The organism is Bradyrhizobium sp. SMVTL-02, assembly GCF_051853005.1.
Classification (GTDB): domain Bacteria; phylum Pseudomonadota; class Alphaproteobacteria; order Rhizobiales; family Xanthobacteraceae; genus Bradyrhizobium.
Genome location: NZ_CP182469.1, coordinates 360,237 through 384,656, shown reverse-complemented (window position 1 = coordinate 384,656; position 24,420 = coordinate 360,237). Strand labels below are relative to the sequence as shown.

Here is a 24,420-nt window from a genome sequence, read left to right as displayed (position 1 = left end):
GCAGTGTCGGAAGGTCCGCAAAACCTTCGAGCGACCGCTCGCTGCTCCGGCCTGAAGGCGGAACAGCGGAGGCGGGCCGGCTGAGGCCCGCGCGTTAGATACGTGAAAATCTTATGTCCGGAGCCTGGATCGCGCCGGCCCCCAAACAGGGACCGGAAGTATCGACCTCAAAGAGCGGGAGCGGGCGCTTCCTCCAGTGACGGCAGCGGCTTAACCCCGCGACCGGCCCGCTCGGACAGCCTCGATAATGTCGATGGCGGCCCGGACGCCGCCTTCTATATCCAGTTGGGAGTTATCTAGCAAGTAAGCATCCGGGGCCGGTTTTAAAGGCGCAATCGGCCGGTTTTTGTCGCGTTCGTCGCGGCGGATGATGTCGGCGAGCACCGCGGCCTCGTCGGCGTCCTCGCCCCTGGCCCTCGCCTCCATGGTGCGGCGGCGCGCGCGGACCTTGGGGTCGGCCACGACGAAAATCTTCACGTCGGCATGAGGACAGATCACGGTTCCAATATCCCGGCCGTCGAGCACCGCGCCGGGCGGATCGGCGGCGAATTGCCGCTGGAAATTGACCAGGACCTCCCGAACCCTGGGGATCGCCGAGACGATCGAGGCGCCCTCGCCCGCCTCCTGGGTCTTCAGCGCGGGATTGCCGAACTTTTCGGGGTCGAGCTCCAAGGCAGCCTGCACCGCGGCCGCCTCGTCCCGGAGATCATGACCGGACTGCATCACGGCATAGGCCACCGCGCGGTAGATCACGCCGGTATCGAGATGACGATAGCCGTAATGGTGGGCGAGACGCTTGCCCAGCGTGCCCTTACCCGAGGCCGCAGGCCCGTCGATGGCGATAATCATGAAAACTCGGCCCCAAGCGAACGCATCATCGGAATGAAATCCGGGAAACTGGTGGCGATGAAGGCGGTGTCGTCGACGGTCACCGGCTGGTCGGAGGCGCAGCCCATCACCAGCGCCGACATCGCGATGCGATGATCCATGTGGGTTGCGACCGTGCCGCCGCCGGGGACATGGCCGCGACCCTCGACGATCAGGTCGTCGCCGGAGACCTCGACCTTGACACCGTTGACGCGCAGCATGGCGGCGGTGGCCTCCAGGCGATCGGATTCCTTGACGCGCAGCTCCTGCAGGCCGCGCATGATGGTGGTGCCTTCGGCGAAGGACGCCGCCACCGCCAGCACCAGATATTCGTCGATCATCGAGGGCGCGCGCTCCGGTGGCACCACGACGCCGCGCAGCTTTGATGCGCGCACGCGCAAGCGCGCCATCGGCTCGCCGGCATCGCCGCGCACTTCACTCTCCTCGATGAAGCCGCCCATTTCGCGCAGCGTGCTGAACAGGCCAGTGCGCAGCGGATTGGTCATGACGTCGGGCAGCACGATGTCGGAGCCTTCGACGATCAGCGCAGCGACGATCGGGAACGCCGCCGAAGAGGGATCGGCGGGCACGACGACATCGGCGCCGTGCAGCTCGGGCTGGCCGACCAGCGCAATGCGGCGGCCGTGCTGGCCTTCCTGCGCCGAGGTGATGTCCGCGCCAAAATGCTTCAGCATCAACTCGGTGTGGTCGCGGCTGGCCTCGGTCTCGATGACAGTGGTCGTGCCCGGCGCGGCGAGGCCCGCCAGCAGCACGGCCGACTTGATCTGGGCCGAGGCAACCGGGGTCTTGTAGGTGATCGGCAGCGGATCGCGCGCGCCCTGGAGGGTCAGCGGCAGACGCCCGCCCTCGCCGCCGGAGATGACCTTCGCACCCATCTTTTCCAGCGGATCGAGGATCCGGCGCATGGGCCGGCTGCGCAGCGAGGCGTCGCCGTCGAACACCGCCGAAATGGAGCAACCGGCGACGGCGCCCATGACCAGCCGGCAGCCGGTGCCGGAGTTGCCGAAATCCAGCGCCGCGTTGGGCTGGGCGAAGCCTCCGACGCCCACGCCGTTGACCTTCCACGCAAAATCACCGGTCCGCTCGACCCTGGCGCCCAGCGCCTGCATCGACTTGGCGGTGTTGAGGACGTCCTCGCCTTCCAGCAGGCCCGAAATCCGGGTCTCGCCGACCGCGAGCGCGCCCAGGATGAGGGCGCGGTGCGAGATCGACTTGTCCCCGGGCACCCGTACTTTCCCGGTCAGGGGGCCGCTGGCGCGAGACTGCAGCGGTCTCGGTTGATCGGAATGGGTCACGATTGTGTCCTTGGATAGGCCCTATGGGCTGGCGCGCAGGTACCACATGGTCCGCGCCCCGTCACGGGCATGTCTTTCTCCCGTAATGCGCTATTGACAGCAGGCCGCCAACTAGCCAAGTGAAGCACCGCTTTTCAGACATTCCCAGGATTCCTGCCGTGGCCAAGTCCGAACTCGGAACCAAACGTATTTGCCCGACCACGGGCAAGAAATTCTATGACCTCAACAAGAATCCGGTGATCTCGCCCTATACCGGCGAGGTGGTGCCGATCGCCCCGATCGCTCCCGCGCGTGCGCCCCGCGGCGCCGAAGCCCGCAGCATGGCCCAGGACACCGCGCCGGAGCCGGCGGAGGCCGAAGAGTTGGTCTCCCTCGAGGAGGCCGATGCCGAGGAGAACACCGGCAAGGTCAAGGCCGTCGTGCCCGAATCGGAGGACGATATCGAGGTCGACGAGACCCTCGACGACGATGATGACGATGATTCGACCTTCATTGCCGACGAAGAAGAGGGCGATGAGGACGTGACCGACATCATTGGTGATGTCGGAGGTGACGAAGAGACTTGAGATCAGTCCTGATCTGTGAAAAAGGGTGCACCGCGCGAGTCACCAGGCTCGCCGGTTTGTGGGGGATCCTCCGGGATCGTCCCATTTAAGGACTAAGGGGCCATAGCTCAGCTGGGAGAGCGCTTGCATGGCATGCAAGAGGTCGGCGGTTCGATCCCGCCTGGCTCCACCAGCCTTCGCTCGCTTCGCGAGCTACGGCTGGGCAAGCCCAGGGAAGTCCCTTGTAGCGAAGTGAGCGAAGGCTGCCCGCCATGGACCGAAGGGCGACGGCGGCCCGCCTGGCGAAGCATAGTGCTGGCGAAGTACCTCACACGTCGAAATATGGGCCTTGACGAATTCGGACCTATTTTGCTTTCGATGACGCCGCAGGCGCTGTTACATTCGAGCGATATCTGAAATCTGGTTCGGGGCGAGCATTCGCGAAGAAGCATTTTTGATCGCGCGTGACCGACCCCTACTCCCCGATCACCGCATTCAGCCGATCCCGCAACGCGACGATCTCGTCCTTCATCGCGACCAGTTCCGACACCGAGCAGTCCGACGCCGCCAGGATCGACTGCGGCACGGTGCGCGCTTTCTCCTTCAGCGCATGGCCCTGCGTCGTCAATGCGATCAGGACCTGGCGTTCGTCCTTGCGCGAGCGGGTGCGCTTGACGAGATGGGCGGCCTCGAGCCGCTTGAGCAGCGGGGTCAATGTGCCCGAATCCAGGAACAGCTTTTCGCCGATCTCCTTGATCGGCACGTCGTCGCGCTCCCACAGCACCAGCATCACCAGATATTGCGGATAGGTCAGGCCGAGCCGGTCGAGCAGCGGCTTGTAGACGCGGTTGAAGGCGTGCGCGGCGGAATAGACTGCGAAGCAGATCTGGTTGTCGAGCCGCTGCGGGTCGAGGGTCGATAGTTTCCGGGCCATGGAGAATCTCACGCGTTTCTCCCATTCTGGGGCCGGCCGGCGAGACATTCAATTGCGAACAATTAAATGTGAGGCATGCCGATTTAGACTGCGCGCAATCTAATTGCCGCGATAAAGATCGCGCCCCGACCCTGAAACACCCAAGGAGACGAAAATGTCCGTGAACGTGCTCTACAAGCCATGCTGCGACCCTCGACGGCGCGCTCGACGTCAAGCTCGCCACCCCGAAGGAGCTCGGTGGCGGTGGCGGCGCCGGCAACAATCCCGAGCAGCTGTTCGCGGCCGGCTATGCCGCCTGCTTCATCGGCGCGATGAAGTTCGTATCCTCGCAGGGCGGCCCCAAGGTTCCCGCTGATGCATCCGTCACCTCGACCGTCGGCACATCGGCCCGCGCTCCGAGGGCGGCTTCGGCCTCGATATCGAACTCGCCGTCTCGCTGCCGGGCCTTGCCCGCGCGGAGGCCGAAGCGCTGGTCGCCAAGGCGCACCAGGTGTGCCCGTACTCCAATGCCACGCGCGGCAATGTCGACGTTCGCCTGACGGTCGTCTGATCGGATCGGCGGAGTTGGCTGGCCCGGGACCCCCCTTGGGCCGGCCGCTTCCGCTTGATTTGCCACCTCGCGGGATGGCCGCGCGGGGGCGCATACGGCCCCACGCGCGGGCCCATTGCTGGCGCAAACAAACCTCGCTAGGCCTGTGATCCAATGATCGACACAGGGGAAGCGAAGGCATGACCGAAGCAGCAACGGGCGCAATGAGTGGACTGCGCGTCATCGATCTCACGCGCGTGCTCGGCGGTCCCTACTGCACCCAGATCCTCGCCGACCACGGCGCCGACGTCATCAAGGTCGAGCCGCCGGCAGGTGACGAGGTGCGCGAATGGGGCCCTCCCTTCCACGAGGAGGACGCGGCCTATTTCGTCGGCATCAACCGCAACAAGCGCTCGATCGGCCTCGACCTCGCTTCCGAAGGCGGCCGCGTCGTGCTGCTGAAGATGCTGGAGACGGCCGACGTCCTGATCGAGAATTTCAAGCCGGGCACGCTGGAGAAATGGGGCATCGGCAACGATGTGCTCAGCGAGAAATTCCCGCGCCTCGTGCATTGCCGGATCTGCGGCTTCGGCGCCGACGGGCCGCGCGGCGGCAATCCCGGCTATGATGCCATCATCCAGGCCATGACCGGCATGATCGCGGCGACCGGCTCGCCGGAGAGCGGGCCGATGCGGATCGGCGTGCCCTTGGTCGACATCACCACCGGCCTCTATGCGGCGATCGGCATCCTGATGGCACTTTCCGAGCGGCAGCGTTCGGGCAAGGGCCAGTTTCTGGAGACGACGCTATACGAGACCGGCCTTGCCATCATGCATCCGCACACCGCCAACTATTTCATGCATGGCAAGCCGCCCTCGCTCACCGGCAACGAGCATCCGAACCTCGTGCCCTACGCGATCTTCCCGACCAAGACCGACAACATCTTCATCGGGGTCGGCAATGACGGCACCTTCCGCAAGCTCGCCAAGGAGATCGGCAAGCCCGAGCTCGGCACCGATCCGCGCTTTGCCCGCAACAAGGACCGCATCGCCAATCGCGAGGCGCTTCGCGCCGAGCTCGCCGCGGTGTTCAGCCGGCACGAGGCCGAGCCGCTGTGCAATCGCCTGCTCGCGGCGGGCCTGCCCGCAGGTCCCGTGCAGAAGATCGACCAGGCGTTGACGAACCCGCACACGATCTACCGTGGCGATATTATCGAGAAGGACTGGTACAAGGGCGTGGCCTCCCCGATCCGCCTCGATCGCAGCAAGCCGAGCCTGCGCCGCGTGCCGCCGAAGTTCAGCCAGCACGCAGCCGAGGTGCTGGGCGAGTTCGGCTACTCCAAATCCGAGATCGACGCGATGGTCGCAAAGGGCACCGTCTGCGGCCCCGAGCGCAAGCGCTGAGCCAAGACACAGATCGAGCGACAGCGCAGGTGCGCGAGAGGGTCGGGGAGAGGGGGTCGCCGCAGCGGGACAATCCCTAGAGGAGAAAGCCTCGCCCGCGCCTTCGGCGCGACCTCTCCCGCAAGCGGGAGAGGTTAAGGAAGTCCGGAGCCGATCGTTTGCCTCGCATCATCCAATGCCGCACTGCGGCGCGCGCACGCATGTGCGGCGCGAACGGCTGCGGCTGGCAGCGCCGCATTCGCCTATTTGACGGCTTCCCTTTTCCCGCGCTTGCCGCTTTCGTTTCGGCCGCTTACACAGTCATGTGAACGTCATATGGCGCTGCTAGCGCAAGCGCTTCTTGAGTGACGGGCAAGGGAGGTTTTCTTGATGGCTCTTCGACATTTTGGCGCGGCTGCTGCTGTTGCACTCACGGTTGGTCTCGGCGCCTCGCCGGCCCTGGCCGTGACCGAAATCCAGTGGTGGCATGCGATGACCGGCGCCAACAACGACGTTATCGTCAAGCTCGCCAACGACTTCAACGCGTCGCAGACCGACTACAAGGTGGTCCCGACCTACAAGGGCAGCTACCCCGACACGATGAACGCCGGCATCGCCGCGTTCCGCGCCGGCAACGCCCCGCACATCATGCAGGTGTTCGAAGTCGGCACCGCAACCATGATGGCCGCGACCGGCGCCGTGAAGCCGGTCTACAAGCTGATGGCCGAGACCGGCGAGAAGTTCGATCCGAAGGCCTACCTGCCCGCGATCACCGGCTACTACTCGACCTCGAAGGGCGAGATGCTCTCGTTCCCCTTCAACTCATCGTCCACCGTCACGTGGATCAATCTCGATGCGCTCAAGAAGGCCGGCATCGCCGAGCCGCCGAAGACCTGGCCGGAAGTCTTCGACGACGCGAAGAAGCTCAAGGCCGCCGGCTACACCACCTGCGGCTTCTCCGGCTCGTGGGTCACGTGGGTCAATCTCGAGCAGCTCTCGGCCTGGCACAACGTGCCGCTCGCCAGCAAGGCCAACGGCCTCGACGGCTTCGACACCGTGCTTCAGTTCAACGGTCCACTCCAGGTCAAGCATCTCGAAAACCTGGTCGAGCTCCAGAAGGACAAGACCTACGATTATGCCGGCCGCACCAACACCGGCGAGGGTCGCTTCACTTCCGGCGAGTGTCCGATCTATTTGAGCTCCTCGTCGTTGTTCGCAAACATCAAGGCGCAGGCCAAGTTCGCCTTCACCGCCGTCCCGATGCCCTACTATCCCGACGTGCAGGGCGCGCCGCAGAACTCGATCATCGGCGGCGCTTCGCTCTGGATCATGGGCGGCAAGCCGGCCGATGAATACAAGGGCGTGGCAAAGTTCCTGACGTTCCTGTCGGACACCGACCGCCAGGTCTGGATCCACAAGGCCTCCGGTTATCTGCCGATCACGAAGGCCGCCTACGACAAGGCCAAGGCCGAAGGCTTCTACAAGGATCAGCCTTATCTCGAAACGCCGCTGCTCGAATTGACCAACAAGGAGCCGACCGACAATTCGCGGGGCTTGCGCCTCGGCAACATGGTGCAGCTCCGCGACGTCTGGTCGGAGGAGATCGAGCAGGCACTCGCCGGCAAGAAGACTGCCAAGCAGGCGCTGGACGCCGCGGTCGAACGCGGCAACACGATGCTGCGGCAGTTCGAAAAGACCGCCGCGAAGTAAGGCGACTGGCGGCAGGCCGAACACCCGGCCTGCCGCTTCCGGGGCATCATGCAAAAGCAAGCCATTTTCCAATCGAAGCTATTACCCTACGCGCTGGTTGCGCCGCAGCTCGCGATCGTCCTGATTTTCTTCTATTGGCCGGCCCTGCAGGCGGCGGTTCAATCGTTCCTGCTCCAGGACGCCTTCGGCCTCTCGACCAGCTTCGTCTGGTTCGACAATTACATCGAGCTGTTGAGGGAGCCCGCTTATTTCGAGGCGGTCGTCCGCACCTTCTTCTTCTCGTTCGCCATCGCGATCTCGTCGCTGTCGTTTGCACTGCTGCTCGCCGTGATGGCCGACAAGCCGCTGCGCGGCTCGATGCTCTACCGCACGCTGCTGATCTGGCCCTATGCGGTAGCACCGCCCGTGGTCGGCGTGCTCTGGATCTTCATGCTGCATCCCTCGCTCGGCGTGATCTCGCGCTACCTGCGCGCCGCCGGTGTCGACTGGAATCCGCTGCTGGACGGCAATCAGGCCGCGGGTCTCATCATCCTCGCCGCCGCGTGGAAGCAGATCTCGTATAACTCCTGTTCTTCCTCGCCGGCCTGCAGGCGATCCCGAAAAGCGTGTTCGAGGCCGCCGCGATCGACGGCGCGCGGCCGATGCGCAGGTTCTGGACCGTGACCTTCCCGCTGCTGTCGCCGACCATCTTCTTCCTGCTGGTCGTCAACATCGTCTACGCCTTCTTCGACACGTTCGGCATCATCGACACCATGACCCGCGGCGGTCCCGGCACCTCGACGGTGACGCTGGTCTACAAGGTCTATTCGGACGGCCTGCTCGGCGGCAATCTCGGTAGCTCCGCGGCGCAATCGGTGATCCTGATGATCATGGTCATCGTGCTCACCGGCATCCAGTTCCGCTTCGTCGAACGCAAGGTGACGTACTGATGGTCGAGGACGAGGGCATCAGGCGCTACGTCGCCCATTTCATCCTCTGGATCGGAATCGCGATCGTCGCATTCCCGGTCTACATCGCGATCGTCGCCTCGACCCAGGACAACGCCCTGATCGCGAACGGCCAGATGTCGCTGCTGCCGGGCGGCCACTTCTTCGAGGTCTACTACCAGACCATCTTCGTCGGCACGAGCGGCGCGACCCGCGAGCCCGTCGGCAACATGATGCTGAACTCGCTGGTGATGGCGCTGGCGATCGCGATCGGCAAGATCGCGATCTCGATCATCTCGGCCTACGCGATCGTGTATTTCCGCTTTCCTTTCCGGATGTCGATCTTCTGGATCATCTTCATCACGTTGATGCTGCCGGTCGAGGTCCGCATCTACCCGACCTACAAGATCGTCGCCGACCTGCACATGCTCGACAGCTATGCGGGCCTGGCGCTGCCGCTGATCGCCTCGGCCACGGCGACGCTGCTGTTCCGCCAGTTCTTCATGACCGTGCCTGACGAGCTGCTCGAGGCCTCGCGCATCGACGGCGCCGGCCCCTTGCGCTTCTTCTGGGATACGCTGCTGCCGCTGTCGCGCACCAACATGGCGGCGCTATTCGTGATCCTGTTCATCCTCGGCTGGAATCAATATCTCTGGCCGCTGCTCATCACCACCCGCGACGACATGCAGACCATCCAGGTCGGCATCCGCAAGATGATCACCACCACCGACGCGCTGACCGAATGGCCGATCGTGATGGCGACCGCCGTGCTGGCCATGCTGCCGCCGGTGTTCGTCGTCCTCGCCATGCAGAAGCTGTTCGTGCGCGGCCTGGTCGAGACGGAAAAGTAACAAGCGAGTTTTCATGGCCAACGTCACCCTGCGCAACGTCCGCAAGACCTACACCGGCGGCTTCGAGGCCATCAAAGGCGTCGACGTCGATGTCGCCGACGGGCAGTTCTGCGTGCTGGTCGGACCAAGCGGCTGCGGCAAGTCCACGCTGCTGCGCATGGTCGCTGGCCTCGAGACCGTCACCGGCGGCGAGATCGACATCGGCGGCCGCGTCGTCAACCAGATCGAGCCGGCCGACCGCGACATCGCGATGGTGTTCCAGAACTACGCGCTCTATCCGCATATGAGCGTCTACAACAACATGGCCTACGGCCTGCGCAACCGCGGCATGGCCGAAGCCGAGATCAAGACCCGCGTCGAGGAAGCCGCGCGCGTGCTCGAGCTCTCCGCCATGCTGGAGCGCAAGCCGCGCCAGCTCTCCGGCGGCCAGCGCCAGCGCGTCGCCATGGGCCGCGCCATCGTGCGCCAGCCGAAGGTGTTTTTGTTCGACGAGCCGCTGTCGAATCTCGACGCCAAGCTGCGCATCGCGATGCGGGTCGAGATCCGCAAATTGCAGCGCCGCCTGAACACGACGTCGATCTACGTCACTCACGACCAGCTCGAGGCGATGACCCTCGCCGACATTCTGGTTGTGATGAACGGCGGCCAGGTCGAGCAGGTCGGCAATCCCCTGGCAATCTACGAGAAGCCGGCGACCACTTTCGTGGCCTCCTTCATCGGCGCGCCGCCGATGAATCTGATGTCGACGCGCCCCGACGAGATCAAGTCGCAGCTGGACGGCGCCGCTGACGAGGCCGGCATCGTCGGCATCCGCCCCGAGGATTTCGTCGTCACCGACCAGACGCCTGCCGGCGGTGTCGCATTGCCGCTGACCGTGGAGGCCATCGAGCGCGTCGGCGCCGAGACCTTCGTCTACGGCTCCCGCGAGCAGGAAGACCAGCGCGTCGCCGCCACCCCTGGCGAGCTGCCGCCCGGCGAGGTCATCGTTCGCATCCCCGGAACCGACGCGCCCGCCATCGGCCAGAAGATCCGCGTCGCGGCGGTACGGGCGAAGCTGCATTTGTTCAGCGGCGACGGGCGGACTCGGATCGAGGCCTGACGGGTTCCGGCGCCTGCTCCATCAAGAAGCGCGAAAACAACCCCATGCACAGTAGCAGGGGGTCTGTTTTCATTGGGATAAATCGCCCCGCGGATTCGCCCTGCCGGCGCTTCTCGGGTCACGACGAATTGTAAGCATTTTGTGCGATGGCAGAGCCGTGGGCGGCGAAGCGGCCCATCCACAGCCCCCCGGCTACGTCCTTGAACCCACAAGCGGATATGCCCATATTGCTGACCAAGGGGTGCCTTGATGGGGCCCCGAAACACCAAAGTCGCTTCGAGAGGACTTTGTAAACTATGTCTCGTGTTCCCACGTTATCCAGTCCGTTCCTGCTGGGCTTCGACGAGATCGAGCGCGTGCTCGACCGCGTCGTCAAGGGCGCCGACGGCTACCCTCCCTACAATATCGAGAGGTGTGACCGCGCGGACGGCCAACCCGAGCGCTTACGCATCACGCTGGCGGTCGCCGGCTTCACCCGCGACCAACTCGATGTAACCATTGAGGAAAACCAGCTCGTGATCCGCGGGCGGCAGCAGGACGACAAGACCCGGCAATACATCCATCGCGGCATCGCCGCGCGCCACTTCCAGCGCACCTTCGTGCTGGCGGAGGGGATGCTGGTGCTGGGTGCGGATCTGAAGAACGGGTTGTTGTCGATCGACCTCGCCCGGCCTGAACCGGAGAGGATCGTTAAGACAATCGCTATCAATGAGCACGAATAATGGAACGAGTAGCGGACTCGACCGCTTAGTTCGTCAGAGGAGTCGAGACCATGAGTGAAGGTCACGTTGCGTTCGAATACGAAGCCAAGAACGTCTCTCCGGAGACGCTGGCAACCCTGGGCGAAGGCCATATCGCCTATGTGAAGCAGATCCGTTCCGAGGACGTACCGGACCTGTTCCCCGAGGCGCCCAAGATTGCGCCGGGCCTCAAGCTCTTCGCGCTCCACGCCGCCGACGGCACGCCGATCATGCTGACCGACAGCCGCGAAGCCGCGATCGCCAACGCCTGGAGCAACGAGCTGCAAGCCGTCAGCGTGCACTGAGCGCGCGTCGCACGCCGCATCGGTAAGTTTTAAGCGGGCATGCCTTCGCAGGAAGGCATGCCCGTTTTCACGTGAGAACCGTCAGTGCTTGGTCTTGCGCAGACAACTTAACCACCCGAGCGACCCGCCAGCCGCGCACGGATATCCGGCTTCAGCACTTTGCCGACCTTGGAGCGGGGCAGATCGCCCCAGACTTCGATCTGCTTCGGTGTCTTGACGCTGCCGATCCTCTGCTTGACGAAAGCCGCCAGCGCCGTCGCATCGACGCGCTGGCCGGCGCGGGGCTGCACCACGGCCACGATCCGTTCGCCCCACTTCGGATCGGGCAGCCCGATCACGGCGCAATCCTGCACCGCCTCGTGCGCCCGCAGCGCGTTCTCGACCTCGATCGAGTAGACGTTGAACCCGCCGGTGATGATCATGTCCTTGGCGCGATCGACGATATAGAGGTAGCCGTCGCCGTCGATGTAGCCGATGTCGCCGGTGTGGTGCCAGCCATGCGCGGAGGCCTCCGCCGTGGCCTCGGGATTTTTGTAATAGCCCTCCATCACCAGCGAGCCGCGGACCACGATCTCGCCGCGTGCGCCTGTCGGCAGCAGATTGCCGTCACCATCCATGATGCCGGCCTGCACCAGCGGACTGATCCGCCCGGCCGAAGCAAGGCGCTCCATCGCGATCGTGCCGTCGGCATTGTAATGCTCCTCTGGGGCCATCATCGAGATCATCATCGGCGCTTCGGTCTGACCGAACAACTGCGCCATCGGCCCGATACGCCGGAGCGCCTCCGCAAGCCGTGTGGCCGAGATCGGCGCCGCGCCGTACCAGAAGCATTGCAGCGATTCGAGGGTGGCGGAGTCGAGCTTGGGATGATCGAGCAGCATGTAGATCACGGTCGGCGGCAGGAAGGTGTGCGTTACATGGTAGCGCGCGATCAGGTCGAGGAATTCGGCGATGTCGGGGTGATGCATGATCACGATGCGGCCACCGAGCGCCATGATCGGGAAACACAGCACGCCGGCCGCGTGGGTCAACGGTGCGAGCGCGAGATAGACCGGGCGGCCCTCGAACGGATAGCCCATCAGCGTCAGTGCCGTCATGGCCTCGATGTTGCGGCCCGACAGCATGACCCCCTTCGGCTTGCCGGTGGTGCCGCCGGTGCCGGGAATCATCGCGAGATCGTCGACCGTCTCCCGTTGATAGGGGTCGTCGGCGAGGCCGGCGAGCCAGCTGTCGAACGAGGGTGCGAAGGGTAACTCGGCATCGAGGCAGACGAGGGCGCGCAGCTTCGGCAGCTCTGCACGCACCGCCTCGACCATCGGCGCAAAGCTCGAATGAAACAGCAGCAGGCTGCAGTCGAATTGGTCGAGGATGATCCGGTTTTCGGCCGCCTCGTTGCGCGGATTGATCGGGCACCAAACCAACCCCGCGCGGGAAAGGCCGAACACGCAGGCAAAGGCGACCGGATCGTTGCCGGAGAGGATCGCGACCTTCTCGCCGGGCGCGATGCCCGATCGGTCGAGCCCGCGCGCGACGCGATAGCTGAGCTGCTGCACCTCGCGATAGCTGAGGTCGCGTCCATCCATGGTGAGGCACGGCGCATCGGGGCCGAGCGAGGCACCTTTGTCCAGGTAATCGATTAAGCGCATGGTCGCCCCCGAAGTGGCAGCGGGTGACGCGACAAGCCGCGCCACCCGCGATTTAGTTAATCGTGTACGGTCAGAACAGGCTTGCTGACCAGCCCGAAGCTGCGCAATTGCCCGAGCAGCTCGCGATGGCCGAAGGCTTGGCAGCCGGAGGCGAAGCCCACGCGCTTCGGCGGCTGCTGCAGCAGGTGCGCCGCGGCATAGGCCTGCAGCAAGCCGGTCTGCTTGTAATTGCTGTTGCCGTTGATGACGCAGTGCGCGCGCCCCAACGGGCCGGAAGCATGCACCGAATCCAGCGACTTGTTGACACGCGGGTTCTCGCGCGGCGGCATGGTGTTCATGACACCGGCGGCGGTCTGGGCCAGCGCGGCGTAGCGGTCGTCGGGGTTCATGTCCTTGGTCGCCTCCAGCGCGGCAGCGACGATCTGCGGCACGCCCAACATCAGGGCGCGATTGAACACGCCGCCCAGCACCTTGACGTTGGCCACGCGCGGATCGCGCTTGAACCACACCGGATGCGAGGTGCCGCCCCAGGGCAGCGCCAGCGCCAACTCATGCTGGCCGGGGATGGCGAGGTTGTAGAGGCCGGCATCGGGCAGATGCTCGACATATTTGTTCTGCTCCAGATAGTAGGCCTTGGCCATCGCGGCATTGACCAGGATGGTCTGCGTCGAGGCGATGGTCGGGCTGCCGCCCCAGAACACGGCGATATCGAGCGTATCGAGACCGGGCGTCTCCAGGCACAGCTGCGCGGCGATCTCGCCGGTGGTGTACATCTGTGCGATGCCGGGCGCGAGCAGCAGGCCGGCATTGGCGAACTTCGTGCCCCACTCCTGCTCGAGCGTGATCAGCCAGTCCTGCTCGCCTGTCGTGTCGGTGTAGTGGCATCGGGAAGCCCAACACGCCTGCACCACCTCGCCGCCGAACCTGGCGAAGGGGCCCACGGTGTTGAGCACCACCGAGGCGCCGTTGAACAACTCCGACAGTGCGCTCACGGTGTGTGGCACTTCCACCACCTCGTAGTCGGCGGTCTCGATGCCGGCCACGTTCGCCTTCATCGCGGCATTGAGTTTCTCGGCACTGCGGCCGGCGGCGATGAAGGGGATGTTGTACTCACGTAAATACTCGCAGACCAGCCGGCCGGTGTAGCCGGACGCGCCATAGACGATAACGGGCTTCTTCGCGCTCATTGCGTTCCTCCGAAATGTTCGTTGTCAGGTTTGCAGCTTACATGCCCATGCCGCCATCGACCGGCAGTCCGATGCCGGTGATGAAGCGCGCCTCGTTCGAGCACAGGAACACCGCGGCGTCGGCGATGTCGCCGACCTCGGCGAGCTTGCCGAGAGGCGTTTGCTCCACCACCGAGCCGACGGCGGCGTTGACGTCGGGCGCGAGACCGATCTTCACGATGTCGTTGGCCAGCTGCATACCCATGTCGGTCGGGATCAGGCCCGGATAGATGCAGTTGACGCGCACGCCATAACCGAGCTTGCCGGCCTCCATCGCAGCGACCCTGGTCATGCGATCGACCGCGGATTTTGTGCCGGAATAGACCGCGATGCTCGGGAAGGCGATCGTCGCCGCGACGGAGGCGATGTTGACGACCGCGCCGCCCTTGCCCGCCGCTCCGCCCGGCCGCATCGCGCGGAAGGCGTGCTTCATGCCGAGCACGGTGCCGACGATGTTGACGTCGCACATCCGCCGCGCGTCCTCGGCTCTGATCTCGCTGACCAGCGAGGTGATCTCGATGCCGGCATTGTTGATGAGGATGTCGTAGCCGCCGAGGGTGGCGACGGTCTTGGCCACCGCCCGCTCCCATTGCGCGTCGTCGGTGACGTCGAGCTGGACGAAGCCCGTCGCGACATCTTCCTTCGCGATTCCCGCTGCACTGGCGAGGCCGGCGTCCTCCAGAATGTCGGCGATCATGATCGAGGCGCCGGCACGCGCCAACGCCTGTGCGATGCCCGCGCCGATTCCCCGGGCACCCCCGGTGACGAGGGCTTTCCTGCCTGCAAGGCTCTTCCCACTCATGACGCACTCCTCCGTTGCTGGTGATTGATTCGTGCTGCGCCACTAGGCGCGCACCAGGTCGATGAGCGCAGGCCTTTCGGGCGCCCAGCGAAGCGTTCCTCCATGGTCGGACGTCTTGACGACTGTCAAAATTATTGACGCGAGCCTCCGCCAGAAACTTGACATTTGTCAAGATCGAATTTGACAGTTGTCTAGGGAAGTGGTTGTGAGGAGGCGGAGCTATTCCGCGGTCGACGCGGTATAGGTGCTTGCAATACGGGACTGAGGAAAGGACGAGATGGCGCGGCAGGTGACAGGGGCGGCCCGGCGTGTGGCAGATGCGGCCGAGGTGCTGCGCGACGAGAAGTTCAACGCACGGCGCATCGAGCTTGCGGAGGCCGCGCTCGAAACCCTCGGAGAGCTCGGCTTCGCCCGCACCAGCCTGCGGGAGATCGCGCAGAACTCGGCGTTCACGCACGGCGTGTTCCACTATTATTTCAGCGACAAGCTCGACCTGATCTGCTGCTGCGTGCGCCACTACAAGGCGAAGTGCGTGACGCGATATGACGAGGTCGTCGCAACGGCAACGAGCCGCGACGAATTGACGGAGGGCTTCCTCGCCAAGCTCGCAGCAACGCTGCAGAACGAAGCACGCATGCACCGGCTTTGGTACGATTTGCGCTCGCAGGCGATGTTCGAGGCGGCGTTCCGCAAGGACGTGCTCGAGATCGACAAGAGCCTGGAGGCGATGATCTGGCGCATCGGCTCGCGCTATGCCGAACTGGGCGGCAAGCGGCCGGCGTCGTCACCGGCGGCGCTCTATGCGCTGTTCGACGGCCTGTTCCAGAGCGCGCTGCTCAGACACCTCGCGGGTGACAAGAGGGCGATTCCCGAACTGCTCGACGAAGTCCGGCGCCTGCTGCCGACGGTCTGCTGACGCGCGGGGCAGCGCCCGCGAAGCGTCCGCGCCGTCATTGCGAGCGCAGCGAAGCAATCCAGAAACTTTCCGGGAAGGGAGACTGGATTGCTTCGCTGCGCTCGCAATGACGGAGTGTGAGGTCACGGCGCGCCCAACTCTCGGGTCCCGAATGCGACGCAGCGCTTCGGTTCGCTGCCAACCACCCGATCGTCCCGGCGAATACGAGGAATGTCAGCAAGGGAGTATCCTCTTGCGAAGCTCGCCGCCAAGTCGTGGAGCAGGACTTCGGATCAGATCGGAACTCGCGGCGGAAGGCGCGCGCCTCCCGAACAGCTTGCGATCAAAACCAACCCTATCGAATCTAGGCCGCCGTCGCCGGCGGCAGTGCCAGCACTGAATAGATCGCCTGGGCATCGCGCGAGGCGCGGAGCTTCTTGGCGATGTCCTGGTCGCGGAGCAGGCGGGCGATGCGGGCGAGCGCCTTGAGGTGATCGGCGCCCGCGCCTTCGGGGGCGAGCAGCAGGAAGACCAGATCGACCGGCTGGCCGTCCATGGACTCGAAATCGATCGGGCGATCGAGGCGCGCGAACAGGCCGAAGATCTTCTCCAGCTTGGGCAGCTTGCCGTGGGGGATGGCGACGCCATAGCCGACCGCGGTGGTGCCGAGCTTCTCACGCTGCAGCAGCACCTCGAACACCGAGCGTTCGTTCTGCCCGGTGAGCTCGGCGGCCTTGGCCGCAAGCTCCTGCAGGGCCTGCTTCTTGTTGTTGACCTTCAATGCCGGGAGAATCGCCTCGGGTGCGACCAGATCGGTAATCGGCATGGAAGGTTTCCGAGGTGAATTAGACCGTCAGGTTCCGAATTAGCCAGCTTGATAGACCAAGCTGAGCCGGCGTCAATAACGTGAAGCAGGAGGGGGACTTAGCCCCGATCCTGATGTGGGGCGCTTCTACTCCAACGCAATCCCGGTGCCAACTGCTGCGTGCGGCTTTGCCCCGGTCATTGTTAAGGGCTGCGGATGATACGGGGTCCGATTGTCGGTCTAACCCTCCACCTTGCCGTCGGCCTTCCCGTCGGCCTTGGCCCCGGGCGGGTCGATCCAGCCCACATTGCCGTCGGCGCGGCGGTAAATGATGTTCACCCGGCCGCTCGAGCCGTGCTGGAATACCAGGCAGGGTGCCCCGCTGAGGTCGAGTTCCATGACGGCTTCGCTGACCGACAGCTGCTTCAGCGAGGTGGTGGCCTCGGCGATGATCACGGGGCTGTAGCCGGTGATCTCGTCCTCGTCCTCACCTTCGCCCGGCGCCTCCAGCACGTAGCTCGTGGCGTCGAGCGCGGCCAGCGCGGCACTGGCGACATGGGCCTTGCGGGCCGAGCGATCCTTGAGCCGGCTCTTGTAGCGCTTGAGGCGCTTCTCGATCATCAGGAGCGCCTGGTCGGCGCTGGCATAGGCGTCGGGCGCGTTCGAATCGGCCTCCAGCGTGATGCCCGAATCCAGATGCAACGCGCAGTCGGTGCGGAAGCCGAAGCCATCCTTGGAGAGCGTGATGTGGCCGGAATAATTGCCGTCGAAATATTTGCGCAGGACCTCTTCGGTCCGGTCGGTAACGCGGCCGCGCAGGGCCTCGCCGACGCTGACACTCTTTCCCGAAATTCGAAGGGTCATGTGATGCCTCGCTTGGTTACGCCGAGCTGCGATGACGCGTCATCGCGGCTGGGGTTGTTCCCTGCGCATGGTCCGCTCGGAAACCCGCTGGGCCCTTTTCCGGATCATGCGCATGCTTGGACCGGTCTCGATGGGGGATTGAGAGTAGCGCGATTTGGCGCGAGCGCAATCAGGCCGGCTCGGTGTTGCGGGAGCGATCGGACAGTGCGGAGGAGAGGACGTTACCAAGAGTGCTCTGCTTGTCGCGGCGGCGTTGCACCGAGGAAGGAATGCGCATGGCTTCGCGGTACTTCGCGACCGTGCGGCGGGCAATATCAATGCCCGAGGCCCGCAACCGTTCCACGATGGTGTCGTCCGACAGGATCGCGGAGGGCTCCTCCGAATCGATCAGCTGCTTGATGTGGTGGCGCACGGCTTCGGCCGAATGCGCCTCGCCACCGTCGGCCGAGGCGATCGAGGCCGTGAAGAAATATTTCAATTCGAATGTGCCGCGATTTGTCGCCATGTACTTGTTGGCGGTGACGCGCGACACCGTGGATTCATGCATCTGGATGGCGTCGGCGACGGCCTTCAGGTTCAGCGGCCGCAAATGCGCTACGCCGTGGGTGAAGAAGCCGTCCTGCTGGCGCACGATCTCGGTTGCAACTTTCAGGATGGTGCGGGCGCGCTGGTCGAGCGCGCGCACGAGCCAGGTGGCGTTCTGCAGTGCATCGGTGAAGTAGGACTTGTCGCCGTCCTTTCCGATCTTCTTCGACAGCTCGGAATAGTAGGTCTGGTTGACCAGCACGCGCGGCAAGGTGTCGCTGTTGAGTTCGACATGCCAGCCGCCGTCCGGACCCGGGCGGACATAGACGTCGGGCACCATGGTCTGGAGTCGGGCCGAGCCGAACTTCATGCCGGGCTTGGGATTGAGGCGGCGGATCTCGCCGATCATGTCGGCGATGTCCTCGTCGTCGACGCCGCAGAGCTTGCGCAAGCTCGCGATGTCGCGCTTGGCGAGAAGGTCGAGGTGCTCGACCAGGGCCTGCATCGCCGGATCGTAGCGGTCGAGCTCGCGGAGCTGGATCGCCAGGCACTCGCTCAATGACCGCGCACAGACCCCAGGCGGGTCGAATTTTTGCAGCACGGCGAGGACGTCGTCCACCTCCTGCTGCGACGCGCCAAGACGTTCGGCGGCCTGACCTAGATCGGGCGGCAGATAGCCGGCCTCGTCGACGAGGTCGATCAGGTACTGGCCGATCATGCGCTGCGCGGGTGTGGTGAAGGCGACCGAAAGCTGCTCGGCGAGATGGTCCGCGAGCGTTGTCTCGGCCGCGACAAAGGCTTCGAGATTGTAGTCTTCGTCACCCGAGGCGCCGCCGCCCCATTCGGTATAGGTGGTCGGTGCCGCGTCCTGGGCGTTGCGCGCCGCAGCCTCGGCCGGCTCCTCGGAGAAGACGTTGTCCAGGCCCGTGTCCAGGGTCTGCTCGATCTCGGCGCGGGTGCCGAGATCCTTGCTCATCCATTCTTCCTGGCCCGGCTCGAAGGCCTCGCCCGAACCACCGCCCGGCTCGTCGCCGCTGCTGCCGCCGAAGTCGTCGCCGTCGCTGAACTGGCCGGTCTCGGCCGGGGCCTCGGTGGGAGCCTCGTCACTGGCCCGTTCCAGCAGGGGGTTACGCTCGAGTTCCTCTTCCACGAAGGTCGTGAGATCGAGATTGGACAATTGCAGCAGCTTGATCGCCTGCATCAGCTGCGGCGTCATGACCAGCGACTGCGATTGCCGGAACTCTAATCTCTGCGTAAGCGCCATGAAGCAAGAACCGATCCCACAAGTTGGTCCGATTTTTGCTTATCCTAGTCTCAGCCTGATGTACACGTCTTGACGAATTGGAAAAAAGGGCTAGAGGCGGAATTCCTCGCCAAGGTAAAGGCGGCGCACGTCCGGATCGGCGACGATCTCATCCGGGCTACCCTCGGTCAGGATTTCCCCGGCATAGACGATATAGGCACGATCGGTGAGGCCGAGCGTCTCGCGCACGTTGTGGTCGGTGATGAGCACGCCGATCCCGCGATTGGTGAGATGGCGGACGAGATCCTGGATGTCGCCGACCGCGATCGGATCGATCCCGGCGAAGGGCTCGTCGAGCAGCATGTAGTTCGGACGCGTCGCCAGCGCGCGCGCGATCTCGACGCGGCGGCGCTCGCCGCCTGACAGCGCGATCGACGGTGATTTCCGCAGGCGCGTGATGTTGAATTCGTCGAGCAGCGAGTCGAGCTGCTGCTCGCGCTCCTTGCGCGAGGGCTCGACCACTTCGAGCACGGCGCGGATGTTCTGCTCGACGGTGAGGCCGCGGAAGATCGAGGCTTCCTGCGGCAGATAGCCGATGCCGAGCCGCGCGCGCTGATACATCGGCAGCTTCGTGACGTCGTGGCCGTCGAGCTCGATCGCGCCGCGATCGGCCTTGATCAGGCCGGTGATCATGTAGAACACGGTGGTCTTGCCGGCCCCGTTCGGGCCGAGCAGGCCGACCGCCTCGCCGCGGCGCACATAGATGCTGACGCCGCGCACCACCTGGCGGCTGCCAAAACTCTTTTCCACGCTATGCACAGCCAGGAAGCCCGGCCGCTTCAGGAACTCCGGCCCGCCGCCGTTCGGCTTGGCGGCCACCCTGACCGGGTGGACCGGCTGCGCCCGCGGCGGCTCGGGCTGATAATCGACCTGATAGTCGTCTTGATAGTCTCCTTGGAACTGGTCGGGCGCGTGCATCGGCTGGTCGCGGGCGATCGGCACGTCCCGCACCGGGCTCGGCACCAGCCCGCCGACGCTGTCACCGAGGGCGGTGATGTCCTGCCGGGCGAATCCTGGCCGGCCGCGCTTGGCGGGGCGCCGACGGAACATGCTGAAGAGATCGACCATCCCCGCCTTCTAACTATTCGCGGCATTCGCGCGATCTGCCGCCCCGGCTTTATCGATTCGCCGACGCAGCATGAGTGAAGGGATGTCCCATGCCCAATGAAACACGCCCGGTAAGCGGCGGACCCCGTTTCGAAGGCCCTTCGCGCTAGATACAGTCTCGCCGGGCAAGCTTCAACCTCGGAACGGGGGCATCCGGAACAAGCCGCTGAATTTACTTTGGTTTACTTGCGCCGGGGAGTTGCGAAGGCGACCCCGCGGCGGGCTTGCCCCCCTGCCCGCCCTGGGCACCCGGGCCACAATCATTGCTGCCCCCCTGGGGCAGCAGCGCCTGTACCCGGCCGCTATCCGACTCCACCCGCGAGACGCCCGTCGTCATGTCGACCATCAGGCGGTCGCCGCGCAGCACGTTCTTGCACTGCGTCAGCACCACCTGGCCGCCGGTGCCCCCGAGCATGGTGATGAGGTTGGTCCTGGTGTCGAACACGGCGGTCTCGCCGGTCACCACCTGATCCTTCTGGGTGACCACCACATTACCGCGTGCCTCCAGCCGCTTGATTGACGAGCTGCCGCCGGGGCCCGGCGTCGCCGATTGCATCGGCGCACCGGTGCTGCTGTTCTTGGCGCCCTTCGCCGCAGGCGGCGGCGTGGCCGGCTTGTCGCCACCCGATTCGTAGAACACCACCAGCGTCTTCGAGGTCATGGTGGTGTCGCCCTGCACGACCTTCACGTTGCCGGCGAAGGTCGCCTCCTTCTTCTTGTCACGCATCTCGAGCGAAGCGGCCTCGATCTGGATCGGCTGATCGCGGTTTTGCGAGAAGCCCTGCATCGCATTCGGCACGCCCTGCATCGTGCTCTGCGCGATGGCCGCGCCACCAGCGAGCAGCGCGGCGCCCAAGGCCAGCGCGGCCGCAGCGATGATGGCGCGACGCTTGTCCTCGTTGCGCGGAAAAATCCTGATCATGAAAATCACTTCGAATTGGCAGACTTGTGCTTTGACTTGGCCGGCGGCGGCGCGGGCTCGGCCGGCGCAGGCTGCGCGGCGGCACCGTCGTCGAGCTTGTCCAGATGCATCACCACATTGCCTTCGAAGCGGATGACGTCGCCGCCCTCCGTGATTCGCAGGCGATCCGCGGTCAGCGTGCCGTTGGTCAGCTTGACGTCGACGCGCTCGTCGGAGGCGACCGTGCCCTTGCCCATGTCGACGAAGGCCGAGTTCAGCCGTGCCTCATAGCCGGTCGAGGTGCGCAGGAAGATGTCCTTGTGCAGGTCGAGCTGCTGCTGCTTGTTGTCGAAGCGGCCGGTGCGGGCATCGAGGAACAGGGTCGACTGATCCTCCATCAGCACCTTCGCGCGCAGATCGGCGAGATCGACATGATCGGGATCGGTGATGTCCTGCGTCGCGGTCCTGGCCCAGAGCTCGTAGGGCCGCCGGTCCGGCGTGAAGCCGGACATATGCGGCGATTCCATCGTGATCCTGGTGCCTGTCACCACGAGGCTTCCGGAATCGAGCTTGATGGGGATTATGTAGGGATTGAGAAAGGTCGAGACGGCGACGATCGCGGCGATGGACGCGATCACCGTCGCCGGCACCGCGACGCGCAGAATCCGCACCATGCGGCTGTGCCGCGCCGCGCTGGCAAACTTCGCCGCAAGCGCGGCGTCGTAGGTGGGATTCTGGGCCGAATTCACCGCTGCTCCAGAGCGTTGCTCGCCTTGTCCGGTTGAAGGCCGCGCCATTGTACCCGGCGGCGACCGAATGTGCAGCCCGCGAGAGGCCGCAGGAAAGTGTCCGAAACGGGGCGGCCGTCTCTCCCGCTCCCGCTAGCGGGAGAGGGCTGGGCAGAGGGTGTCACCGCAATGGGACACTCCCCTGGAGGAGAAAACCCTTACCCGCGCCTTCGGCGCGACCTCTCCCGCAAGCGGGAGAGGTTAAAGCACCCCTCAGGAATGCGCAAAGATGTCCTCTTCGTCCCAGCCCTGGAGGTCGAGCAGAGCGCGGGTCGGCAGGAAGTCGAAACAGGCCTTTGCCAGCTGGGTGCGGCCCTCGCGGACCAGCATGGCGTCGAGCCGCTCGCGCAAGGCATGCAGGTGCAGCACGTCGGAGGCGGCGTAGGCGAGCTGCGGCTCGGTCAGGCTGTCGGAACCCCAGTCGCTGGACTGCTGCTGCTTGGAGAGGTCGACATTGAGCACCTCACGCACGAGGTCCTTGAGGCCGTGGCGATCGGTATAGGTGCGGGTCAGGCGGGAGGCAATCTTGGTGCAATAAATCGGCCCGGTCATGACGCCGAAGGTCTGGTACAGCACCGCGACGTCGAAGCGGGCGAAGTGGAAGATCTTCGTGATGTCCGGATTGGCCAGCAGGGCCTTCAGGTTCGGCGCGTCGGTGTGACCCCTGGGGATCTGCACCACGTCGGCGCTGCCGTCGCCGGGTGAGAGCTGCACCACGCAGAGCCTGTCACGGTGCGGATCGAGCCCCATGGTCTCGGTGTCGATCGCCACCGCTCCGGTGTAACGGGACAGGTCCGGCAGGTCGCCGCGATGCAGGCGTACGGTCATGGCGTTTCAAAACCTCGGGTCGAATCGGTCTTCTGGAACAATAGGCTCATTTCGGATTGCCCGCGATGTATCCACTCGGGGCAGGCCGCGCAAGCGTCCGTTCAGATCGCGACCAGCATGATGCAGATCATCGCCGCGACCGCGGTGCGGCTGGGGCCGTCGCGGAAGGCATACAAAATCGGATCATCCGGCATCGCGCGGCGATGCGCCATCATCAGGGCCCGGCCGAACCAGTACAGCAGCAGCGGGGTCATCAGCCACAGCATCCAGGGACGGCTGTAGAGCGGCGTCACCGCGGACGAGGACACATAGAGCGAGAACACGGTCACCGCGTTCATGGCGCTCGCCGCCGCCATCGCGGCGATGACGTGCAGATCGGTGATCCGATAATCGCGGTTGGAGGGATCGGCGAGCCCGGCGCCCTCGCGCATGCTGAGCTCGCTGAAGCGCTTGATCAGCGCCAGCGAGGTGAACACGAACAACGAGAAGATCAACAGCCATTCCGACAGCACGACGCCGGCACCGACGGCGCCGGCCACGATGCGCAAGCTGTAGAGGCCGGCGAGCGTGACGACGTCGACCAGCATCTTGCGCTTGAGCGCGAGCGAATAGGCGATCGTGGTGGCGAGATAGGCGCCGAGCACGCCCAGGAACAGCGGCGAGATGAAGAGGGAAGCTGTGACCGCAAGCGACCACAGCAGGGGGATCGCCCACAGCGCGGACGAGATCGGCAAATCGCCGGCCGCGAGCGAGCGATGACGCTTGGTCGGATGCTGCCGGTCGGCCGCGAGATCGAGCAGATCGTTCATCAGATAGGCGCCGGAGGCGCAGGCCGAGAACGCCAGGAACGCGAGCAACGCGTAGCCGAGCGTCGAAAGATTCATCTGGTGCGCGGTGACAACAGGCACGAACACCAGCGTGTTCTTGGCGTATTGGTAGATGCGCAGCGCTTTCGCCCAGGTTTTAAGGCTCGCACGGTTCCCGTTGCGTGCGTCGATGCGCTCGATCGCGGCGCGATCGAACGGCAGATTGCCCGCGGCGAGATCGGTCGGCGTGACGACGCCATCGAAGCCGAGATGCGCGGCAATGCCGGCAGCGTGCCCGGCGAAGCGTGCGGCAACGAGATAGATCTTCTCACCCCGCGCCCGCGCCGCGAGCGCCCGGTTCAGCACGTCGGGATCATAGGGCAGATGAGCGTAGTCGATCCTGGCGCCCGCCAAGATCGCCGTGAGCGCCGCCATGCCGGGCCGTCCGCCCGCGCCGAAGCGGGCCAGCATGCGCCCGGGACTGGAGAACAGCGCCTCCATCAGCAGCTCGGAGCGCAGCAGGGCGCCCTCGAGATCGATGACGAGCGTCCGCGCCGCCGGGGTTGCCGACGGCTCTGATACGCCAGGATCGTAACTCCAGGCAGGCTGCTCCATCCGAAAACGCTCTCAACTGCCGCGACATGACCGGCCCCAAGGACTAGGGAGGACCGGGGAGCAGGACAATGGATGGCCGGAACCTTATGCGAGCATTCGCTAAAG

The 24,420-nt window shown here is 64.9% G+C and carries 22 protein-coding genes, 1 tRNA gene and 3 pseudogenes; 12 read left to right on the top strand and 14 right to left on the bottom strand.

Features of this window, described 5'->3' with window-relative positions; translation table 11 throughout:
* Nucleotides 1-210 precede the first annotated feature (210 nt).
* Entirely contained in the window at nucleotides 211-849 is a 639-nt protein-coding gene (cmk, locus tag ACNJYB_RS01825; protein ID WP_439372433.1) for a (d)CMP kinase, read from the bottom strand.
* Nucleotides 846-2,183, bottom strand: coding sequence for a 3-phosphoshikimate 1-carboxyvinyltransferase (gene aroA / locus ACNJYB_RS01820; protein WP_439372432.1), 1,338 nt, complete (start codon nucleotides 2,181-2,183; stop codon nucleotides 846-848). The genes cmk and aroA overlap by 4 nt, the downstream gene beginning before the upstream one ends.
* A 158-nt stretch (nucleotides 2,184-2,341) precedes the next feature.
* Here aroA and ACNJYB_RS01815 point away from each other — a divergent pair, with 158 nt between their 5' ends.
* From ACNJYB_RS01815 to ACNJYB_RS01805, 3 genes and pseudogenes are all read left to right on the top strand, one after another.
* Nucleotides 2,342-2,749: a TIGR02300 family protein gene (locus tag ACNJYB_RS01815; RefSeq protein ID WP_439372431.1), complete on the top strand. Its 408-nt coding sequence runs from the start codon at nucleotides 2,342-2,344 to the stop codon at nucleotides 2,747-2,749.
* Between the two features lie 96 nt (nucleotides 2,750-2,845).
* Nucleotides 2,846-2,921 (top strand) — tRNA-Ala (locus ACNJYB_RS01810).
* Between the two features lie 100 nt (nucleotides 2,922-3,021).
* Nucleotides 3,022-3,186 (top strand): annotated as a pseudogene (locus ACNJYB_RS01805) (GIY-YIG nuclease family protein); the annotation flags it as partial.
* A 17-nt stretch (nucleotides 3,187-3,203) separates the two neighbouring features.
* Here ACNJYB_RS01805 and ACNJYB_RS01800 read toward each other — a convergent pair.
* Entirely contained in the window at nucleotides 3,204-3,662 is a 459-nt protein-coding gene (locus ACNJYB_RS01800; protein WP_439372430.1) for a MarR family winged helix-turn-helix transcriptional regulator, read from the bottom strand.
* Between the two features lie 182 nt (nucleotides 3,663-3,844).
* Between ACNJYB_RS01800 and ACNJYB_RS01795 the strand changes: the two are divergent.
* From ACNJYB_RS01795 to ACNJYB_RS01760, 8 genes and pseudogenes are all read left to right on the top strand, one after another.
* A pseudogene (locus tag ACNJYB_RS01795) lies at nucleotides 3,845-4,212 on the top strand (organic hydroperoxide resistance protein); the annotation flags it as partial.
* Between the two features lie 179 nt (nucleotides 4,213-4,391).
* Nucleotides 4,392-5,594, top strand: a complete 1,203-nt coding sequence (locus ACNJYB_RS01790; RefSeq protein WP_439372429.1) for a CaiB/BaiF CoA transferase family protein — start codon at nucleotides 4,392-4,394, stop codon at nucleotides 5,592-5,594.
* Between the two features lie 369 nt (nucleotides 5,595-5,963).
* Nucleotides 5,964-7,283, top strand: coding sequence for a sn-glycerol-3-phosphate ABC transporter substrate-binding protein UgpB (gene ugpB / locus ACNJYB_RS01785; protein WP_439372428.1), 1,320 nt, complete (start codon nucleotides 5,964-5,966; stop codon nucleotides 7,281-7,283).
* A gap of 48 nt (nucleotides 7,284-7,331) precedes the next feature.
* A pseudogene (gene ugpA, locus ACNJYB_RS01780) lies at nucleotides 7,332-8,212 on the top strand (sn-glycerol-3-phosphate ABC transporter permease UgpA).
* Entirely contained in the window at nucleotides 8,212-9,060 is an 849-nt protein-coding gene (gene ugpE, locus ACNJYB_RS01775) for a sn-glycerol-3-phosphate ABC transporter permease UgpE (RefSeq protein ID WP_439372427.1), read from the top strand. The pseudogene ugpA and the gene ugpE overlap by 1 nt, the downstream one beginning before the upstream one ends.
* 13 nt (nucleotides 9,061-9,073) lie before the next feature.
* Nucleotides 9,074-10,159 (top strand): sn-glycerol-3-phosphate import ATP-binding protein UgpC, encoded by a 1,086-nt coding sequence (locus tag ACNJYB_RS01770; RefSeq protein WP_439372426.1) that lies wholly within the window; start codon nucleotides 9,074-9,076, stop codon nucleotides 10,157-10,159.
* Between the two features lie 296 nt (nucleotides 10,160-10,455).
* The gene (locus ACNJYB_RS01765; RefSeq protein ID WP_407115843.1) at nucleotides 10,456-10,881 is read left to right on the top strand and encodes an Hsp20 family protein; all 426 of its coding nucleotides are present in this window, start codon (nucleotides 10,456-10,458) and stop codon (nucleotides 10,879-10,881) included.
* Nucleotides 10,882-10,931: 50 nt separating this feature from the next.
* Entirely contained in the window at nucleotides 10,932-11,204 is a 273-nt protein-coding gene (locus ACNJYB_RS01760; RefSeq protein WP_035704148.1) for a DUF1150 family protein, read from the top strand.
* 107 nt (nucleotides 11,205-11,311) lie between these two features.
* On the opposite strand, the gene ACNJYB_RS01755 is transcribed toward ACNJYB_RS01760, so the two are convergent.
* From ACNJYB_RS01755 to ACNJYB_RS01745, 3 genes are read right to left on the bottom strand one after another with little or no spacing between them, the layout of a single operon-like run.
* The gene (locus tag ACNJYB_RS01755; protein WP_439372425.1) at nucleotides 11,312-12,850 is read right to left on the bottom strand and encodes an AMP-binding protein; all 1,539 of its coding nucleotides are present in this window, start codon (nucleotides 12,848-12,850) and stop codon (nucleotides 11,312-11,314) included.
* 56 nt (nucleotides 12,851-12,906) lie between these two features.
* Nucleotides 12,907-14,037, bottom strand: a complete 1,131-nt coding sequence (locus ACNJYB_RS01750) for a DUF5938 domain-containing protein (protein WP_439372424.1) — start codon at nucleotides 14,035-14,037, stop codon at nucleotides 12,907-12,909.
* A 37-nt stretch (nucleotides 14,038-14,074) separates the two neighbouring features.
* Nucleotides 14,075-14,878, bottom strand: coding sequence for an SDR family NAD(P)-dependent oxidoreductase (locus tag ACNJYB_RS01745; RefSeq protein WP_439372423.1), 804 nt, complete (start codon nucleotides 14,876-14,878; stop codon nucleotides 14,075-14,077).
* A gap of 277 nt (nucleotides 14,879-15,155) precedes the next feature.
* Between ACNJYB_RS01745 and ACNJYB_RS01740 the strand changes: the two genes are divergently transcribed.
* Nucleotides 15,156-15,794 carry a TetR/AcrR family transcriptional regulator gene (locus ACNJYB_RS01740; protein WP_439372422.1) on the top strand — a complete coding sequence of 213 codons (639 nt, stop codon included), beginning with the start codon at nucleotides 15,156-15,158 and terminating at the stop codon, nucleotides 15,792-15,794.
* Between the two features lie 343 nt (nucleotides 15,795-16,137).
* Here ACNJYB_RS01740 and ptsN read toward each other — a convergent pair whose 3' ends face one another.
* From ptsN to ACNJYB_RS01700, 8 genes are all read right to left on the bottom strand, one after another.
* Complete coding sequence (gene ptsN / locus ACNJYB_RS01735) at nucleotides 16,138-16,599, bottom strand: PTS IIA-like nitrogen regulatory protein PtsN (protein WP_439372421.1); 462 nt, start codon at nucleotides 16,597-16,599, stop codon at nucleotides 16,138-16,140.
* A 219-nt stretch (nucleotides 16,600-16,818) separates the two neighbouring features.
* Nucleotides 16,819-17,442 carry a ribosome hibernation-promoting factor, HPF/YfiA family gene (gene hpf / locus ACNJYB_RS01730; RefSeq protein WP_439372420.1) on the bottom strand — a complete coding sequence of 208 codons (624 nt, stop codon included), beginning with the start codon at nucleotides 17,440-17,442 and terminating at the stop codon, nucleotides 16,819-16,821.
* 169 nt (nucleotides 17,443-17,611) lie between these two features.
* On the bottom strand, nucleotides 17,612-19,231 hold the full coding sequence (rpoN, locus tag ACNJYB_RS01725; RefSeq protein WP_439372419.1) for an RNA polymerase factor sigma-54: 1,620 nt from the start codon (nucleotides 19,229-19,231) through the stop codon (nucleotides 17,612-17,614).
* A 90-nt stretch (nucleotides 19,232-19,321) separates the two neighbouring features.
* Nucleotides 19,322-20,338 (bottom strand): LPS export ABC transporter ATP-binding protein, encoded by a 1,017-nt coding sequence (gene lptB / locus ACNJYB_RS01720; RefSeq protein ID WP_439372418.1) that lies wholly within the window; start codon nucleotides 20,336-20,338, stop codon nucleotides 19,322-19,324.
* Nucleotides 20,339-20,549: 211 nt separating this feature from the next.
* Nucleotides 20,550-21,299 carry an LptA/OstA family protein gene (locus ACNJYB_RS01715; RefSeq protein WP_439372417.1) on the bottom strand — a complete coding sequence of 250 codons (750 nt, stop codon included), beginning with the start codon at nucleotides 21,297-21,299 and terminating at the stop codon, nucleotides 20,550-20,552.
* Nucleotides 21,300-21,304: 5 nt separating this feature from the next.
* Nucleotides 21,305-22,027 carry an LPS export ABC transporter periplasmic protein LptC gene (gene lptC / locus ACNJYB_RS01710; RefSeq protein ID WP_439372416.1) on the bottom strand — a complete coding sequence of 241 codons (723 nt, stop codon included), beginning with the start codon at nucleotides 22,025-22,027 and terminating at the stop codon, nucleotides 21,305-21,307.
* A 252-nt stretch (nucleotides 22,028-22,279) separates the two neighbouring features.
* A complete protein-coding gene (locus ACNJYB_RS01705) occupies nucleotides 22,280-22,894 on the bottom strand; it encodes a ribonuclease D (RefSeq protein WP_439372415.1) in 615 nt (204 codons plus the stop codon).
* A gap of 101 nt (nucleotides 22,895-22,995) precedes the next feature.
* Nucleotides 22,996-24,315, bottom strand: coding sequence for a UbiA family prenyltransferase (locus tag ACNJYB_RS01700; protein ID WP_439372414.1), 1,320 nt, complete (start codon nucleotides 24,313-24,315; stop codon nucleotides 22,996-22,998).
* Between the last annotated feature and the right edge of the window lie 105 nt (nucleotides 24,316-24,420).

Excerpts from the sequence above, each read along its gene's own strand:
- hpf (WP_439372420.1), bottom strand. The coding sequence starts at position 17,442 with ATGACCCTTCGAATTTCGGGAAAGAGTGTCAGCGTCGGCGAGGCCCTG.
- ACNJYB_RS01750 (WP_439372424.1), bottom strand. The coding sequence starts at position 14,037 with ATGAGCGCGAAGAAGCCCGTTATCGTCTATGGCGCGTCCGGCTACACC.
- ACNJYB_RS01790 (WP_439372429.1), top strand. The coding sequence starts at position 4,392 with ATGACCGAAGCAGCAACGGGCGCAATGAGTGGACTGCGCGTCATCGAT.
- ACNJYB_RS01700 (WP_439372414.1), bottom strand. The coding sequence starts at position 24,315 with ATGGAGCAGCCTGCCTGGAGTTACGATCCTGGCGTATCAGAGCCGTCG.
- ACNJYB_RS01770 (WP_439372426.1), top strand. The coding sequence starts at position 9,074 with ATGGCCAACGTCACCCTGCGCAACGTCCGCAAGACCTACACCGGCGGC.
- ACNJYB_RS01765 (WP_407115843.1), top strand. The coding sequence starts at position 10,456 with ATGTCTCGTGTTCCCACGTTATCCAGTCCGTTCCTGCTGGGCTTCGAC.
- ACNJYB_RS01740 (WP_439372422.1), top strand. The coding sequence starts at position 15,156 with ATGGCGCGGCAGGTGACAGGGGCGGCCCGGCGTGTGGCAGATGCGGCC.
- rpoN (WP_439372419.1), bottom strand. The coding sequence starts at position 19,231 with ATGGCGCTTACGCAGAGATTAGAGTTCCGGCAATCGCAGTCGCTGGTC.
- ACNJYB_RS01755 (WP_439372425.1), bottom strand. The coding sequence starts at position 12,850 with ATGCGCTTAATCGATTACCTGGACAAAGGTGCCTCGCTCGGCCCCGAT.
- ACNJYB_RS01800 (WP_439372430.1), bottom strand. The coding sequence starts at position 3,662 with ATGGCCCGGAAACTATCGACCCTCGACCCGCAGCGGCTCGACAACCAG.
- ugpE (WP_439372427.1), top strand. The coding sequence starts at position 8,212 with ATGGTCGAGGACGAGGGCATCAGGCGCTACGTCGCCCATTTCATCCTC.
- ACNJYB_RS01760 (WP_035704148.1), top strand. The coding sequence starts at position 10,932 with ATGAGTGAAGGTCACGTTGCGTTCGAATACGAAGCCAAGAACGTCTCT.
- ACNJYB_RS01715 (WP_439372417.1), bottom strand. The coding sequence starts at position 21,299 with ATGATCAGGATTTTTCCGCGCAACGAGGACAAGCGTCGCGCCATCATC.
- cmk (WP_439372433.1), bottom strand. The coding sequence starts at position 849 with ATGATTATCGCCATCGACGGGCCTGCGGCCTCGGGTAAGGGCACGCTG.
- ptsN (WP_439372421.1), bottom strand. The coding sequence starts at position 16,599 with ATGCCGATTACCGATCTGGTCGCACCCGAGGCGATTCTCCCGGCATTG.
- lptB (WP_439372418.1), bottom strand. The coding sequence starts at position 20,338 with ATGGTCGATCTCTTCAGCATGTTCCGTCGGCGCCCCGCCAAGCGCGGC.
- ugpB (WP_439372428.1), top strand. The coding sequence starts at position 5,964 with ATGGCTCTTCGACATTTTGGCGCGGCTGCTGCTGTTGCACTCACGGTT.
- ACNJYB_RS01705 (WP_439372415.1), bottom strand. The coding sequence starts at position 22,894 with ATGACCGTACGCCTGCATCGCGGCGACCTGCCGGACCTGTCCCGTTAC.
- ACNJYB_RS01745 (WP_439372423.1), bottom strand. The coding sequence starts at position 14,878 with ATGAGTGGGAAGAGCCTTGCAGGCAGGAAAGCCCTCGTCACCGGGGGT.